Annotated in this window: 13 protein-coding genes; 3 read left to right on the top strand and 10 right to left on the bottom strand. The window is 67.3% G+C overall.

Features of this window, described 5'->3' with window-relative positions:
* Positions 1 to 41 precede the first annotated feature (41 nt).
* The 5 genes from KZ810_RS01175 to KZ810_RS01155 form a co-directional block, all read right to left on the bottom strand.
* Positions 42 to 296 carry an ATP synthase F1 subunit epsilon gene (locus tag KZ810_RS01175; protein ID WP_219767178.1) on the bottom strand — a complete coding sequence of 85 codons (255 nt, stop codon included), beginning with the start codon at positions 294 to 296 and terminating at the stop codon, positions 42 to 44.
* Positions 296 to 1,783: a F0F1 ATP synthase subunit beta gene (atpD, locus tag KZ810_RS01170; RefSeq protein WP_219767177.1), complete on the bottom strand. Its 1,488-nt coding sequence runs from the start codon at positions 1,781 to 1,783 to the stop codon at positions 296 to 298. The genes KZ810_RS01175 and atpD overlap by 1 nt, the downstream gene beginning before the upstream one ends.
* A 24-nt stretch (positions 1,784 to 1,807) precedes the next feature.
* A complete protein-coding gene (locus KZ810_RS01165; RefSeq protein WP_174193372.1) occupies positions 1,808 to 2,698 on the bottom strand; it encodes a F0F1 ATP synthase subunit gamma in 891 nt (296 codons plus the stop codon).
* Between the two features lie 115 nt (positions 2,699 to 2,813).
* A complete protein-coding gene (atpA, locus tag KZ810_RS01160) occupies positions 2,814 to 4,343 on the bottom strand; it encodes a F0F1 ATP synthase subunit alpha (protein ID WP_219767176.1) in 1,530 nt (509 codons plus the stop codon).
* Between the two features lie 3 nt (positions 4,344 to 4,346).
* On the bottom strand, positions 4,347 to 4,916 hold the full coding sequence (locus tag KZ810_RS01155; protein WP_308461457.1) for a F0F1 ATP synthase subunit delta: 570 nt from the start codon (positions 4,914 to 4,916) through the stop codon (positions 4,347 to 4,349).
* A 329-nt stretch (positions 4,917 to 5,245) separates the two neighbouring features.
* Between KZ810_RS01155 and KZ810_RS01150 the strand changes: the two genes are divergently transcribed.
* Together KZ810_RS01150 and KZ810_RS01145 are read left to right on the top strand one after the other, a co-directional pair.
* The gene (locus tag KZ810_RS01150) at positions 5,246 to 6,760 is read left to right on the top strand and encodes a TadA family conjugal transfer-associated ATPase (protein ID WP_219767175.1); all 1,515 of its coding nucleotides are present in this window, start codon (positions 5,246 to 5,248) and stop codon (positions 6,758 to 6,760) included.
* Between the two features lie 63 nt (positions 6,761 to 6,823).
* Complete coding sequence (locus KZ810_RS01145; protein ID WP_308461456.1) at positions 6,824 to 8,029, top strand: aspartyl protease family protein; 1,206 nt, start codon at positions 6,824 to 6,826, stop codon at positions 8,027 to 8,029.
* Positions 8,030 to 8,078: 49 nt separating this feature from the next.
* Here KZ810_RS01145 and KZ810_RS01140 read toward each other — a convergent pair whose 3' ends face one another.
* Positions 8,079 to 8,300, bottom strand: coding sequence for a hypothetical protein (locus KZ810_RS01140; protein ID WP_219767174.1), 222 nt, complete (start codon positions 8,298 to 8,300; stop codon positions 8,079 to 8,081).
* 37 nt (positions 8,301 to 8,337) lie between these two features.
* Between KZ810_RS01140 and KZ810_RS01135 the strand changes: the two genes are divergently transcribed.
* Positions 8,338 to 9,129: a class I SAM-dependent methyltransferase gene (locus KZ810_RS01135; protein WP_219767173.1), complete on the top strand. Its 792-nt coding sequence runs from the start codon at positions 8,338 to 8,340 to the stop codon at positions 9,127 to 9,129.
* A 33-nt stretch (positions 9,130 to 9,162) separates the two neighbouring features.
* On the opposite strand, the gene phaR is transcribed toward KZ810_RS01135, so the two are convergent.
* The 4 genes from phaR to KZ810_RS01115 all read right to left on the bottom strand — a co-directional run bounded on the left by phaR (position 9,163) and on the right by KZ810_RS01115 (position 13,676).
* A complete protein-coding gene (gene phaR / locus KZ810_RS01130) occupies positions 9,163 to 9,705 on the bottom strand; it encodes a polyhydroxyalkanoate synthesis repressor PhaR (protein WP_219767172.1) in 543 nt (180 codons plus the stop codon).
* Positions 9,706 to 9,821: 116 nt separating this feature from the next.
* Entirely contained in the window at positions 9,822 to 10,934 is a 1,113-nt protein-coding gene (locus KZ810_RS01125) for an alanine racemase (protein WP_219767171.1), read from the bottom strand.
* A gap of 57 nt (positions 10,935 to 10,991) precedes the next feature.
* Positions 10,992 to 12,605, bottom strand: a complete 1,614-nt coding sequence (locus tag KZ810_RS01120; protein ID WP_219767170.1) for an MFS transporter — start codon at positions 12,603 to 12,605, stop codon at positions 10,992 to 10,994.
* A gap of 57 nt (positions 12,606 to 12,662) precedes the next feature.
* Entirely contained in the window at positions 12,663 to 13,676 is a 1,014-nt protein-coding gene (locus KZ810_RS01115; RefSeq protein WP_219767169.1) for an inorganic phosphate transporter, read from the bottom strand.
* Between the last annotated feature and the right edge of the window lie 4 nt (positions 13,677 to 13,680).

The raw sequence follows: 13,680 nt of genomic DNA, 5'->3' as shown, positions 1-13,680 counted from the left end.
AGGATAGCGGACCGCGTTGTCGCAGACCCGCTATCCCAGGATCAGTCGGCGTGTTCGGCGAGCACGGTCAAGCCGCGCGCATTGACCTCGGCCAGACCACCGCGGATCGCAATCGTCTCAGGGGCCGCGCCCGCCGTCTTCTGTACCAGCACGTTGCCGTCACGGATCGTCGCCATCAGCGGCGCGTGTCCTTCAAGCACGGCGAAGTCGCCTTCGGTGCCCGGCACGGTCACCATGTAGACCTCGTCCGAGCGCACGAGGCGCTCGGGCGTGACCAGTTCGAAGTGCAGCGCCATTACGCGTCCTGCGCCAGCTTCTCGGCCTTGGCGACGACTTCGTCGATGCCGCCGACCATGTAGAACGCCGCCTCGGGCAGGTGGTCGTATTCGCCGTTCACGACCGCCTTGAACGAGCGGATCGTGTCGTCGAGCTGGACGAACTTGCCCGGAATGTTGGTGAACACCTCGGCGACGTGGAACGGCTGGCTGAGGAAGCGCTGGATCTTGCGCGCGCGGCTGACGGTCAGCTTATCCTCTTCGGACAATTCGTCCATGCCGAGGATGGCGATGATGTCCTGCAGCGACTTGTACTTCTGCAGGGTCGCCTGCACCGCGCGAGCGGTCTCGTAGTGATCCTGGCCGACCGTGCGCGGCTCGAGCACGCGGCTGGTCGAGTCGAGAGGGTCGACCGCCGGATAGATGCCCAGCTCCGAGATCGCGCGGTTGAGCACGGTGGTCGCGTCCAAGTGCGCGAACGAGGTCGCCGGCGCCGGATCGGTCAGATCGTCCGCGGGAACGTAGACGGCCTGCACCGAGGTGATCGACCCCTTGTTGGTCGAGGTAATCCGCTCCTGCAGCGCGCCCATGTCGGTCGACAGCGTCGGCTGATAGCCCACCGCCGACGGGATGCGGCCGAGCAGCGCCGACACCTCTGCACCCGCCTGCGTGAAGCGGAAGATGTTGTCGACGAAGAAGAGCACGTCCTGGCCCTCCTGGTCGCGGAAGTATTCGGCGATCGCGAGGCCCGAGAGCGCGACGCGTGCGCGGGCGCCCGGCGGCTCGTTCATCTGGCCGTATACCAGCGCGACCTTCGAGCCCTCGCTGATCGCATTGCCCGCCTCGTCCTTGGCGATGACGCCCGCGTCGAGGAACTCGTGGTAGAGGTCGTTGCCCTCGCGCGTCCGCTCACCCACGCCCGCGAAAACGCTCGTGCCGCCGTGACCCTTCGCAATGTTGTTGATCAGCTCCTGGATCAGCACGGTCTTGCCGACGCCTGCACCGCCGAACAGGCCGATCTTGCCGCCCTTCGCGTAAGGAGCCAGCAAGTCGATGACCTTGATGCCGGTGACGAGGATCGCGCTCTCGGTCGACTGGTCAACGAACAGCGGGGCCGACGCGTGGATCGGCGCGCGCAGGTCAGTCTGCACCGGGCCGCGCTCGTCGATCGGCTCGCCGACGACGTTCAGGATGCGGCCGAGCGTCATCGGGCCAACCGGCACGGTGATCTGGTTGCCGGTGTCGGTCACGTTCTGACCGCGGGTCAGCCCCTCGGTCGAGTCCATCGCGATCGTGCGAACGGTGTTCTCGCCCAAGTGCTGCGCGACCTCGAGCACGAGGCGGTTGCCGTTATTATCGGTCTCGAGCGCCGAGAGGATCGCGGGCAGGTGATTGTCGAACGACACGTCGACAACCGCGCCGATCACCTGGCTGATGCGACCCACATTGTTGCTGCCCGACACATGGGGGCGATCATCAAAAATGTTGGCATCGGGGACGGTGGCCATGTTCTGGTTCCTGCTTCTGAATGCTTAGAGCGCTTCGGCGCCGGAGATGATCTCGACCAGCTCGGTCGTGATCGCGGCCTGACGCGTGCGGTTGTACTGGATCGAGAGGCGATTGATCATGTCGCCGGCGTTGCGGGTCGCATTGTCCATCGCGTTCATGCGGCTGCCCTGCTCCGACGCGGCGTTTTCCAAGAGCGCGCGGAACACCTGCACCGCGACGTTGCGTGGCAAGAGATCAGCGAGGATCTGCTCCTCGCTCGGCTCATATTCGACCGCCGCGTCGCCGTCATTTGAGAGCGTGGGCGCGAGCTTCGGATCACGCGTCGGCACCGACACGGGGATGATCTGCTGCGTGGTCGGGATCTGCACCAGCGCCGACTGGAATTTCGCGTAGAACAGGTGCGCGACGTCGAACTCACCGGCGGCGTAGCGCGCGAGCAGATCGTCGGCGATCGCCTTTGCCTCGTCGAACCGCGCGACCTTCATCGTCGACAGGTCGTGGTCGGCGACGACCCCGGTCGGGTAGAAGCGCTTGATCACGCGACCCTTGCGACCGACGGTGTAGAAGCGGACGGTCTTGCCCGCTGCTTCGAGCTCCTCGGCCTTGCGGCGCGCGGCGCGGACGATGTTGGTGTTGAACGCACCCGCCAGGCCACGCTCGGAGGTGACGACCACCAGCATGTGTACCTGATCCTTGCCGGTGCCGGCGAGCAGCGGCGACGCGCCTTCGCCACCGGCGCGGGCGGCGAGGCTCGCGACCACGCTCTCGATCCGCTCGGCGTACGGGCGACCGGCCATCGCCGCTTCCTGCGCGCGGCGCAGTTTGGCGGCGGCGACCATCTTCATCGCCTTGGTGATCTTCTGGGTCGACTTGACCGAGTTGATCCTGATCTTGAGGGCCTTGAGAGACGCCATTCATTTCCTCTTGCCGTCACCGCGAGCGGATCGGGATCAGCGTTCACCGGGGCCGTGTCGCTTCGGGCGGCCCCTCTCCCAACCCTCTCCCCGGCGGGGAGAGGGCTCCGTTTTCTTACGCGAAGGTCTTCGCGTAGGAGTCGAGCGCGGCCTTGAGCTTGCTCTCGCTGTCCTTGCTCAGCTCACGGCTGTCGCGGATCGCGGTCAGCACGTCGGCGTGCTGCTCGCGCATGTAGCTGAGCATCGCCGACTCGTAGCGCACGACGTCCTGCACCGCGACCTGATCGAGATAGCCGTTGGTGCCGGCGTAGATCGACACGGTCTGCTCCTCGAAAGGCATCGGGTTGAACTGCGGCTGCTTGAGCAGCTCGGTCAGGCGCGCGCCGCGGTTAAGCAGCTTCTGCGTCGAGGCGTCGAGGTCCGAGCCGAACTGCGCGAACGCGGCCATCTCACGGTACTGCGCGAGCTCGAGCTTGATCGAGCCCGACACCTTCTTCATCGCCTTGGTCTGCGCGGCGCCACCGACGCGGCTGACCGACAGGCCGACGTTGATCGCGGGGCGAACGCCGGCGAAGAACAGGTCGGTTTCAAGGAAAATCTGGCCGTCGGTGATCGAGATCACGTTGGTTGGAATATAGGCCGACACGTCGCCCGCCTGCGTCTCGATGATCGGCAGCGCGGTCAGCGATCCGGCGCCATTGTCCTCGTTCATCTTCGCCGCGCGCTCGAGCAGGCGCGAGTGGAGATAGAAGACATCGCCCGGATAGGCTTCGCGGCCCGGCGGACGGCGCAGCAGCAGCGACATCTGACGATAGGCGACCGCCTGCTTCGACAGATCGTCGAACACGATGACGGCGTGCATGCCGTTGTCGCGGAAATATTCACCCATCGCGGTACCGGTGTAGGGCGCGAGGAACTGGAGCGGCGCGGGGTCCGACGCGGTCGCGGCGACGACGATGGAATATTCCATCGCGCCATTTTCCTCCAGCGTGCGGACGAGCTGCGCGACCGTCGAGCGCTTCTGGCCGATCGCGACGTAGACGCAGTAGAGCTTCTTCGACTCGTCGGTGCCGGCGTTCGCCTGCTTCTGATTGATGAAGGTGTCGATCGCGATCGCCGACTTGCCGGTCTGACGGTCACCGATGATCAGCTCGCGCTGACCGCGGCCGACCGGAACCAGCGCGTCAATCGCCTTCAAACCGGTCTGCACCGGCTCGTGCACCGACTTGCGCGGGATGATGCCGGGCGCCTTCACCTCGACGCGGCTGCGCTGCTCAGCCTGGATCGGACCCTTGCCGTCGATCGGGTTGCCGAGGCCGTCGACCACGCGGCCGAGCAGACCCTTGCCGACGGGGACGTCGACGATGGTGCCGGTGCGACGAACGGTGTCGCCTTCCTTGATCTGCGCGTCCGAGCCGAACAGCACGACGCCGACGTTGTCGGCCTCGAGGTTCAGCGCCATGCCCTGCACGCCGTTCGCAAACTCGACCATCTCGCCCGCCTGGACGTTGTCGAGACCGTAGATGCGCGCGATGCCGTCGCCGACCGACAGCACCTGACCGGTCTCGCTGACCTGGGCCTCGGTACCGAAATTGGCGATCTGATCCTTGATGACGCGGGAGATTTCAGCGGCGCGGATGTCCATTACTCAGCCTTTCATCGCGCTGGCGAGCGCATTCAAACGGGTGCGGATCGACGAATCGATCATCTGGGAGCCGATGCGAACCACGAGGCCGCCGAGCAGATCGGGATCGACCGACAGGTCGACCGACACCTCGCGGCCGACGCGGGTGCGCAGCTGCTGCTTCAATTCGGTCACCTGATCATCGGACAGCGGGTGCGCGCTGGTCACCTCGGCGGTCGTCTCGCCGCGGTGGCGCGCGGCGAGCTGGCGGAAGGCGCGGATGATCGCGGGCAGCTCACCCAGACGGCGGTTCTCGGCGAGGACGCCGAGGAAGTTCTTGGTGGTCTGATCGACGCCGAGTTCATCGGCGGTCGCGAGCACGGCCTTCGCCGCCTCGCCGCGCGCGACCAGCGGCGACGTCGTCAACGCACGGAAATCCGCCGACTGGTCGAGCGCGTCGCGCACGCGCGACAGGCTCTGCTCGACCTCGTTCACCTGGCGCGCATCGACCGCGAGATCGAACAAAGCGGTGGCGTAGCGTCCGCCCAGGCTCGCCTGGATGCTGCTACCATGTGTGCCGCTGGAACTATCCACGCGATCCGAATTCCTTGCCTAACAGTGTCCGCGTCCAAGGGTGCTGGCCGCTAAGGGTCTTTCCCCGAGCGAACGGATGGCGCGCGAACGGCGCCTCGCAAGGGTTGGCGGGCGCGTAGCATCGGTCCCCGACGTTGACAACCGGGGACGCGTGACCGGATGAAACGATGATGAACGGCAGATGATCCCGTTTTCATGTGTCGGGTGCACCCGATCGCGCATGTCTGCTCAAGGCCGACGCGGGCGTGAGCATGCCGAACACCCCATTAGGTAAATCGCAAGCCTTGCCACGCTAGGCCACGGTCAAGGAACCGTAAGGATCGTGGTGAATGAACGCGTTCGGGCGTCGTAACAACATCGGTGGCGCAGGCGCGCGGCCCGGCTTCGGTGTGGCGCGGCCGATGCAGGGCGGCGGCTTCCAGAAGCCCGACCCCGCGGGCGAACAATTCCCGCCGCTCGACACGTTGCAGGCGGCGGGCGAGGATCCATCGCTGGTGCCGGCATCGCAGATGGACGCGATGCAGCGGCTGGCCGATCGTCAGGCGGCGTCGGCGGAATCGGGGTCGAGCCGCGTCGAAGGATTCGAGGCATCGATCCACCGCATCAAGGAACAGGTGCTGCCGCGCCTGCTCGAACGCGTCGACCCCGAGGCGGCGGCGACGCTGGGCAAGGACGAGTTGGCGGAGGAATTTCGCCCGATCATCGGCGAGGTGCTGGCCGAGCTGCGCCTGACGCTCAACCGGCGCGAGCAGTTCGCGCTGGAGAAGGTGCTGGTCGACGAACTGCTTGGTTTGGGGCCGCTCGAGGAATTGCTCGCCGATGCCGACATCAGCGACATCATGGTCAATGGTCCCGACCAGACCTTCGTTGAGCGCAAGGGCAAGCTGGAACTCGCGCAGATCCAGTTCCGCGACGAGGAGCATCTGTTTCAGATCGCGCAGCGCATCTGCAACTCGGTCGGCCGCCGCGTCGACCAGACCAGCCCGCTCGCAGACGCGCGTCTGAAGGACGGTAGCCGCGTCAACGTGATCGTGCCGCCGCTGAGCCTCAAGGGCACCGCGATCTCGATCCGCAAATTCTCCGCGAAGCCGATCACGCTCGACATGATGGCCGGCTTCGGAAGCATGAGCACCAAGATGGCGACCGCGCTGAAGATCGCGGGCGCGTGCCGGTTCAACGTCGTGATCTCGGGCGGTACCGGCTCGGGCAAGACGACGATGCTCAATGCCTTGTCCAAGATGATCGATCCGGGCGAGCGCGTGCTGACGATCGAGGACGCGGCCGAGCTTCGCTTGCAGCAGCCGCACTGGCTGCCGCTCGAGACGCGGCCGGCGAACCTGGAGGGTCAGGGCGAGATCAGCATCCGCGACCTCGTGAAGAACGCGCTGCGTATGCGCCCCGACCGCATCATCCTCGGCGAAATCCGCGGCAGCGAGTGTTTCGACATGCTCGCCGCGATGAACACGGGCCACGACGGATCGATGTGCACGCTCCACTCCAACTCCCCGCGCGAGGCGCTGGCGCGTATGGAGAACATGGTGATGATGTCGGACATCAAGGTGCCGAAGGAGGCGATCAGCCGCCAGATCGCCGACTCGGTCGACATGATCATCCAGGTGAAGCGCCTGCGCGACGGTTCCCGCCGCGTCACCAACATCACCGAGGTGATCGGGATGGAGGGCCCGGTGATCGTGACGCAGGAATTGTTCAAGTTCGAGTATCTGGACGAGAGCGCCGACGGGAAGATCATCGGTGAGTATCGTGCGATGGGGTTGCGCCCGTACACGATCGACAAGGCCAAGCAGTTCGGGTTCGATCAGGCGTTCCTCGAGGCCTGCCTGTAAGCGCGCCCGGGCCATCGGCCCCTGCCCTTCGAAGGCACGGGCCGGTCATGACATAAATCAGTCGTGTTGCGACGCGCCGGGCCGCGCTACACCCGCGGCGTGTCGTTCATACTCGCCCTGCTCGCCGCCGCTGCGGCGCCTGCCTCGTCGCTGCCCGCCGGCACGCAGACCTTGTCGGCCGACCACGAGGACCGCTGGATCCCGTTCGAGGTGACGCCCGGCAACCAGATCCGCTTCACGATGTCGCTGGAGGGGCGCCCGGTGTCGGCGATCCTCGACACCGGGGTCAGTTACTCGGTTGTCGCCAAACGCTATGCCACCGCGCAGCGGCTGCGCGTCCGCGGCGACGCGAAGGCTGACGTGATCGGCGGATCGGTGCCGGTCGGCTGGATCGCGACCCGCACGCTCGCGATCGGCGGGTTGCGGCGCGAAGGCGGCGGGCTGGCCGTCGCCGACCTTCCCGCCACCGCGACGGGGAGCGCGACCGCGGTCGACCTGCTGGTCGGACGCGACCTGACCGCGGACTACGCGCTCGACATCGATTACGCGCAGCGACGCTTTCGATTGCTGCGGTCGGGCCGGACGCCGTTCGTCGGCATCTCGTCCCCCTTGTCGATCGCGCCCGAGCGGCTGGTCTACGTCAGCTCGGTCGTGCTGGGCGGCGCGGAGCTGCGCCCGATGGTGGTCGACACCGGCGACGGTTCGGCAGTGACGCTAAGTGCCGCGGGGTGGAACACCGCGCGGATGCCGAGGCGCGCGACCACGACCACCGTGTCGTTCGGGCTCGCGGGCCCGGTCGTCAGCGAGGTCGCGATCGTGCCGCAGATGGTGGTCGGCAGGACGGTAGCGCGAAACGTCGAGGTCCGCGTCGAGCCGAGCGGCGGCTTTTCCGACAAAATCGGCGTCGCCGGCCGGATCGGATCGGGGTTCCTGCAGAACTACCGCGTGCTGCTCGACCCCGCCGCGGGACAGATGCTGCTCGCGCCAGGTCCCGACGCGGACAAGCCGCCGCTGCGATCGACCAGCGGGCTGCTGCTGGGCATCGCGCGCGATCGTCTGAAGGTGTTGCACGTCATGCGCGGCGGCCCCGCCGCGGCAGCCAAGTGGCGCGATGGCGAGACGATCTGCCGCGTCGAGGGCGAGGCGGTCACGCCCGCCTATCCGACGAGCCCGCTCGCGCGCTGGAGCGCGGGGCCGCCGGGGCGTACCGTCGCGCTGACATTGTGCGACGGAACCGAGCGACGACTGACGCTCGCCAGCTTCTACTGATCCCCGTCGATCGCCGCGTTCAGGTCAGGCGCAAGCACGTCCCGGCGGGTCAGCCCTTCGCAATCAGCATCAATGACACCGCCAGCGTGATCAGCGCGAACATCTGCACGCCGCGCCAGTCGAGCAACCCGACCGCATCCGGGTCGGTGCGGCGGGCGCTGCGACGCTCCCGCCAGGCCGCGAACAGTGCGACGAGGACGGAGGCGATCGCGACGCCGGCGGCGGTCAGTTGCGTGCCGCTTGCATCGCTCCATACTTGTGCCGCGCCCATCACTCGTCCAGCCTAGCCCATCATCACAGGAGGTCCGATGCCCCGTCCAACGCTTCTCGCCATCCCCGCCGTGCTCGCACTCGCCGCGGGCGTTCATGCCGCCGCGCCCCGGCCCGACCCCGCGGTTGCGCGCGCGATCGCCGATCCGTCGCGCAGCGAAGCCGACCGCGCGCGCGACCGCTATCGTCACCCGGCCGAGACACTCGCCTTTTTCGGCGTGACGCCGGCGAAGAAGGTGGTCGAGTACAATCCGAGCGGGGGTTGGTACAGCCAGATCCTGGCGCGCATCCCCGCGCGTGGCGGCAGCTACACCGCGCTGGTCGGATCGGCGAAGGCGACGGACGGCGCGCGCGCGATGCTCGCGACCAAAAAACTGACCGGCACGGTGGCGACGCTCGACCCCGCGGCGGGCACGTCGACGGTGCCGGCGAACAGCCAGGATGTCGTGCTCACGTTTCGTAACGTCCACAATCTGACGATGGCGGGCGGCGCAACCGCGGCCAACGTGTTCAAGGCGTGGTACGCGATGCTCAAGCCTGGCGGTACGCTCGGCATCGTCGACCACCGCCTGCCCGCGAGCGCGGACACCGCGCGCGAACGCGAGAGCGGGTATCTGAAGGTCGCGACGGTCCGTCAATTGGCGGAACAGGCCGGGTTCAAGCTGGCGGAGTCGTCCGAGGTCAACGCGAACCCCAAGGATACGGCGGATTACCCCAAGGGCGTCTGGACGCTGCCGCCGACCTATGCCGGCGGTGATACCGACCGCGCGAAATATGCCGCGATCGGCGAGAGCGATCGCATGACGCTGCGCTTCGTCAAGCCACGCTGAGCCGCGCGCCGGTGGGCAGCGCCGCGGCGCTGCTCACCGCACCAGCTTCTCGACCTTGTCCTGAAGTTTGGCGAGTTCGGCCTTGAGTGCCGCAATCTCGTCGTCCTTCGTGGTCGACGAGGCCTGCTTGGCGACGGGCGCAGTGAACGCGTTCGCCGCCGCCTCGAACATCTCCATGTTGCGCTTCGCGATTTCGGCGAAGGGCGATCCTGCGAAGGCGCCCTCGACCGCGGTCTTGAATTCGGCCTGGTTGCGATGGAAGCTGTCCATCGATGCTTCGAGATAACCGGGCACCATCGCCTGCATCGAATCGCCGTACAGCGCGATCAACTGACGCAGGAACGGCACCGGCAGCATCGTCTGCCCGCGGCTTTCCTCTTCCATGATGATCTGCGTCAGGACGTTGTGCGTGATGTCCTCGTCGGTCTTGGCGTCGAGCACTTTGAAGTCGCGTCCCGCGCGCGTCATCGCGGCGAGGTGATCGAGCGTGATGTAGGACGAACTCTCGGTATTGTAGAGCCGGCGATTGGCGTATTTCTTGATGATCACGGTGCCGTCGGTACGCTGCTTTTTCATCCTCGCCTCGCCTTTTCAGCTTGTTGCGCGAGGCTAACGTACCCGCTGCCGCGCTGCAACACGTACGCGGCGTTGCAGCGTGGTCGCCGCCATGCTGCGCAGCATCTGCGCGTCCATCAGTCGCGCCAGCGGCGGTCGAAGCGCTGTCCGAGCCCCGTCACCAGTTCGTACTGGCTCATTCCCGACGCGGCGGCGGCGCGCGGCAGGTCGGCGTCGAACGCGACCCAGTCGCCTTCTGCTACATCGGCGTGGCTGACATCGAGCGCGACGAGGTCCATCGACACGCGCCCGATGACCGGCAGTGCGACGTTCGCGGCGAACGCGGTTCCGGTATCGGAGAGGTCCATCGACGCGCGCCCGATGACCGGCAGTGCGACGTTCGCGGCGAACGCGGTTCCGGTATCGGAGAAGCCGCGCCAATAGCCGTCGGCGTAGCCCAGATTGACGATCGCGACCGCGGTTTCGGCCCGCGCCACCCAAGTGGCGTTGTAGCCAACGCTCTCGCCCACGGCGACGGTGCGGCGTTGCAGTACCTCGGCCTCGATCCGCACCACCGGGCGGATCGCGTCGCCGAGCGTCACGACCGGGAGACCGCCGTAGAGCGCGAGGCCGGGCCGGGTCAGGTCGAAATGGTATTCACGCCCGAGCGTGATGCCGGCCGAATTGGCAAGGCTCATCCGCTTCGCGCGCGTCCGGCCGGCGAGTGCCGCGAAGCGGTCACGCTGGCGTTCATTCATCGCGCTCGCCTCGTCGGCGCAGGCGAGATGGCTCATCAGCGTGTCGACCACGACCCCGTCGAGCAGTCCGGCGGCGATGTCGGCGGCGGAGACACCGAGGCGGTTCATGCCGGTATCGACCATCACGTCGCACGGCCAGCCGCCGGCGGCGCGCCAGCGCTGCACCTGCGCGGGCGTGTTAAGCACCGGGCGCGCGCCCAGCTCACGCGCCGCCGCCATGTCCTCGTCGCGGACCCCGTGGAGGACCGACAGCGTCGCGCCGGCGCTCGCGAAGTCCAGGTCGGCGAGCGCCCGCGCCTCGTTCCACGACGATACGAAGAAGTCGCGGCAGCCCGCGGCGAGCAGCCGCGTGACGACCGCGCGTGCGCCGAGACCGTAGCCGTCGGCCTTGACCGCCGCACCGCACGCGGCGGTGCCGCTCAGCCGCGCGAGTGCCTGCCAGTTCGCCGCCAGCGCGGCGCCATCGAGTGCGAGGCGGTGCGGCGCGTTCATGACAGACGGGGGCGGCAGAGATCGATCATCCGCGCGCCCCTACCCCCTCGCGGGCGATCACGCCACCGCGTCGGGAACGCCCGTGTCGGTGGGGCGAGTTTCCTTCAGGCCGATCATCGTGACGATCAGCGCCAGCAGCGTGACGCCCCAGGTGTACCAGAGCCCGGCATATGGGTCGCCGGTCTTGGCGACGATGTACTGGCTGATGAAGGGCAGGAAGCCGCCGAAATACCCGGTGCCGAGGTGGTAGGGGATCGACAGCGACGAGTAGCGGATCGCGGGCGGGAACATCTCGGCGAGCAATGCGGCGACGGGGCCGTAGGTGATCCCCGACAGCATCGACATGGCGAGGATCGCGAGCAGGATCAGCGCGATGTTGGCGGCGGACGGCGTCACCTTGGCGAGATCGTACCCGCCGCGCGCGAGGGCGGCGTCGAGCCCAGCCGGTGAGGTGTCGACCACCACCGCATTGCCGATCGTGACGCGGGTCTGCGCGGCGGCTTGCGTGGTATAGGGCACGCCCTTCTTCGATAGCGTATCGAGCAACGCGCCGCACGGCGTCGCCTGCTGCTTGTCGAACGGGCTGTAGCGGCAGTCGGCGCCGGCAACGACGACCGGGTTCGCCTCCGCCGCGCGGGCGAGGCCGGGGTTGGCGGCGGCACCGATCGTCCAGAAGATCGGGAACAGCAGCGCGAGCGTCAGGACGTAGCCGAGGACGATCGGCTTCTTGCGACCGACGCGGTCGCTGATGTGGCCGAACAGCAGGAACCACCCCGTCCCCATCAGCACGCCGAAGCCGGTGATGAGCTGCGCGGTCGTCTCCTCGACCCGCATCGTCGTCTGCAGGAACGACAGCACGGTGAACATCGCGGTATACCAGATCACGGTCAGCCCGGCGGCGATCCCGAACAGCGCGACGATCATGCGGCGGATGTTGCCGGGGTAGGTGAAGCTCTCCTTCAAGGGATTGACCGCGCGTTCGCCCGCGGCGCGCATCTTCTGGAAGACGGGGCTTTCCGACAGCTTGAGGCGCATCCACAGCGAGATCGCGAGGAGCAGGAGCGAGAAAAGGAACGGCAGTCGCCAGCCCCACGCTTCCCACGCCGCGCCGGGGACGAGCGCCTTGAACAACAGGATCACCGCCAGGCTGAGGATGAACCCGCCGACGACGCCCGCCTGGATGAAGCTGGTGTAGAAGCCCGAGCGACCCGGCGGCGAATGCTCCGCGACGTAGATTGCGGCCCCACCATATTCGCCGCCGAGCGCGAGCCCCTGCGCGATGCGCAGGAGCAGCACGATCGCGGGCGCGGCGTAACCGATCGAGGCGGCGGACGGGGTCAGCCCGACCCCGGCAGTCGCGATACCCATCAGCGTGATGGTGACGAGGAAGGTATACTTGCGCCCGAGCCGGTCGCCCAGATAGCCGAACAGCGCCGCGCCGAGCGGGCGAAAGCCGAAGCCGACCGCGAAGCCCGCCCAGGCGAGCAGCGTCTGCACCGTCTCGTTGCCGGCCGGGAAGAAGGCGCGACCGATGATCCCCGACGCGGCGAGCGTGCCGTAGATGAAGAAGTCGTACCATTCGAACACGGTGCCGAGTGCGGAGGCCGAGATGACCAGCCGGATGTCGTCGTGGCTTGGCGCTTCTTCGCCGTCGATCGTTGCTGCGGCCATGTGCCCGTCCTCCCCTTCCCCGTGTCATGTCGCGGGGAAGGGTGAAGGGCAAGCAGATCAGAACAGTCGCGTCAGGCCGTAGAACAACGCGCCGACCGCGGCGGAGGCCGGAATGGTGATGATCCACGCGACCACCACGCTCTGCGCCACGCCCCAGCGGACCGCGGAGGCACGCCGCGCGGTTCCCGCGCCGATGATCGCGCCGGTGATCGTGTGCGTGGTCGAGACGGGGATGCCGAGCGCGCTGGCGGAGAAGAGTACGATCGACCCCGCGAGCGAAGAGGAGAAGCCCTGGTGCTGCGACAGCTTGGTGATACGCGAGCCCATCGTCTCGATGATCTTCCACCCGCCCGTCATCGTGCCGAGCGCGATCGCGACGTAGCAGCTGATCGCGACCCAGTGCGGCACCTCGAACGGCCCCGACAGGCGCCCGGTCGAGTAGAGCAGCACGGTGATGATCCCCATCGTCTTCTGCGCGTCGTTCAACCCGTGGCTAAGCGAATAGGCGGCGGACGACAGGAGGTGGAGCGCGCGGAAGCTTCGCTCGGCTTGGACCGAGGTCGAGCGGCGGAAGGCCCAGCTAGAAAGCAGCATGACGAGCATGGCGAGCATCATGCCGAGCAGCGGCGACAGCACGATCGCGAGCACGGTCTTGTTGAGCCCGCCCCACTGGATGCCGCCGATGCCCGCGTGCGCGACGCCCGCACCGACAAGCCCACCGACGAGCGCGTGGCTGCTCGACGACGGAATGCCGCGAAGCCAGGTGATGACGTTCCACGTCATCGCCCCGCCGAGCGCACCGAAGATGACCGCGGGGGTGACGACGTCCTTGTCGATCAACCCCTTGCCGATCGTTTCCGCGACCGCGTGCAAGCTCGGGAACATGATCGTCAGGAAATAGGCCGCGAAGTTGAACACCGCGGCGAACAGCACGGCTTTCACCGGCGACAGCAGCCGCGTCGCGACGACGGTGGCGATCGAATTGGCGGCGTCGTGGAGGCCGTTCAGATAATCAAAGGCAAGCGCGACGGCGATCAGGCCGACGAGCAGCGGAAAGGCGAGTTCGTGCATTGCG

Source organism: Sphingomonas citricola (genome assembly GCF_019429535.1).
Classification (GTDB): Bacteria; Pseudomonadota; Alphaproteobacteria; order Sphingomonadales; family Sphingomonadaceae; genus Sphingomonas; species Sphingomonas citricola.
This window is presented reverse-complemented; position numbering and strand designations above follow the sequence as displayed.

Coding starts and splice junctions, on each gene's coding strand:
- KZ810_RS01135 (WP_219767173.1), top strand. CDS start 8,338: ATGCCCCGTCCAACGCTTCTCGCCATCCCCGCCGTGCTCGCACTCGCC.
- atpD (WP_219767177.1), bottom strand. CDS start 1,783: ATGGCCACCGTCCCCGATGCCAACATTTTTGATGATCGCCCCCATGTG.
- phaR (WP_219767172.1), bottom strand. CDS start 9,705: ATGAAAAAGCAGCGTACCGACGGCACCGTGATCATCAAGAAATACGCC.
- KZ810_RS01150 (WP_219767175.1), top strand. CDS start 5,246: ATGAACGCGTTCGGGCGTCGTAACAACATCGGTGGCGCAGGCGCGCGG.
- KZ810_RS01165 (WP_174193372.1), bottom strand. CDS start 2,698: ATGGCGTCTCTCAAGGCCCTCAAGATCAGGATCAACTCGGTCAAGTCG.
- KZ810_RS01175 (WP_219767178.1), bottom strand. CDS start 296: ATGGCGCTGCACTTCGAACTGGTCACGCCCGAGCGCCTCGTGCGCTCG.
- KZ810_RS01120 (WP_219767170.1), bottom strand. CDS start 12,605: ATGGCCGCAGCAACGATCGACGGCGAAGAAGCGCCAAGCCACGACGAC.
- KZ810_RS01125 (WP_219767171.1), bottom strand. CDS start 10,934: ATGAACGCGCCGCACCGCCTCGCACTCGATGGCGCCGCGCTGGCGGCG.
- atpA (WP_219767176.1), bottom strand. CDS start 4,343: ATGGACATCCGCGCCGCTGAAATCTCCCGCGTCATCAAGGATCAGATC.
- KZ810_RS01140 (WP_219767174.1), bottom strand. CDS start 8,300: ATGGGCGCGGCACAAGTATGGAGCGATGCAAGCGGCACGCAACTGACC.
- KZ810_RS01115 (WP_219767169.1), bottom strand. CDS start 13,676: ATGCACGAACTCGCCTTTCCGCTGCTCGTCGGCCTGATCGCCGTCGCG.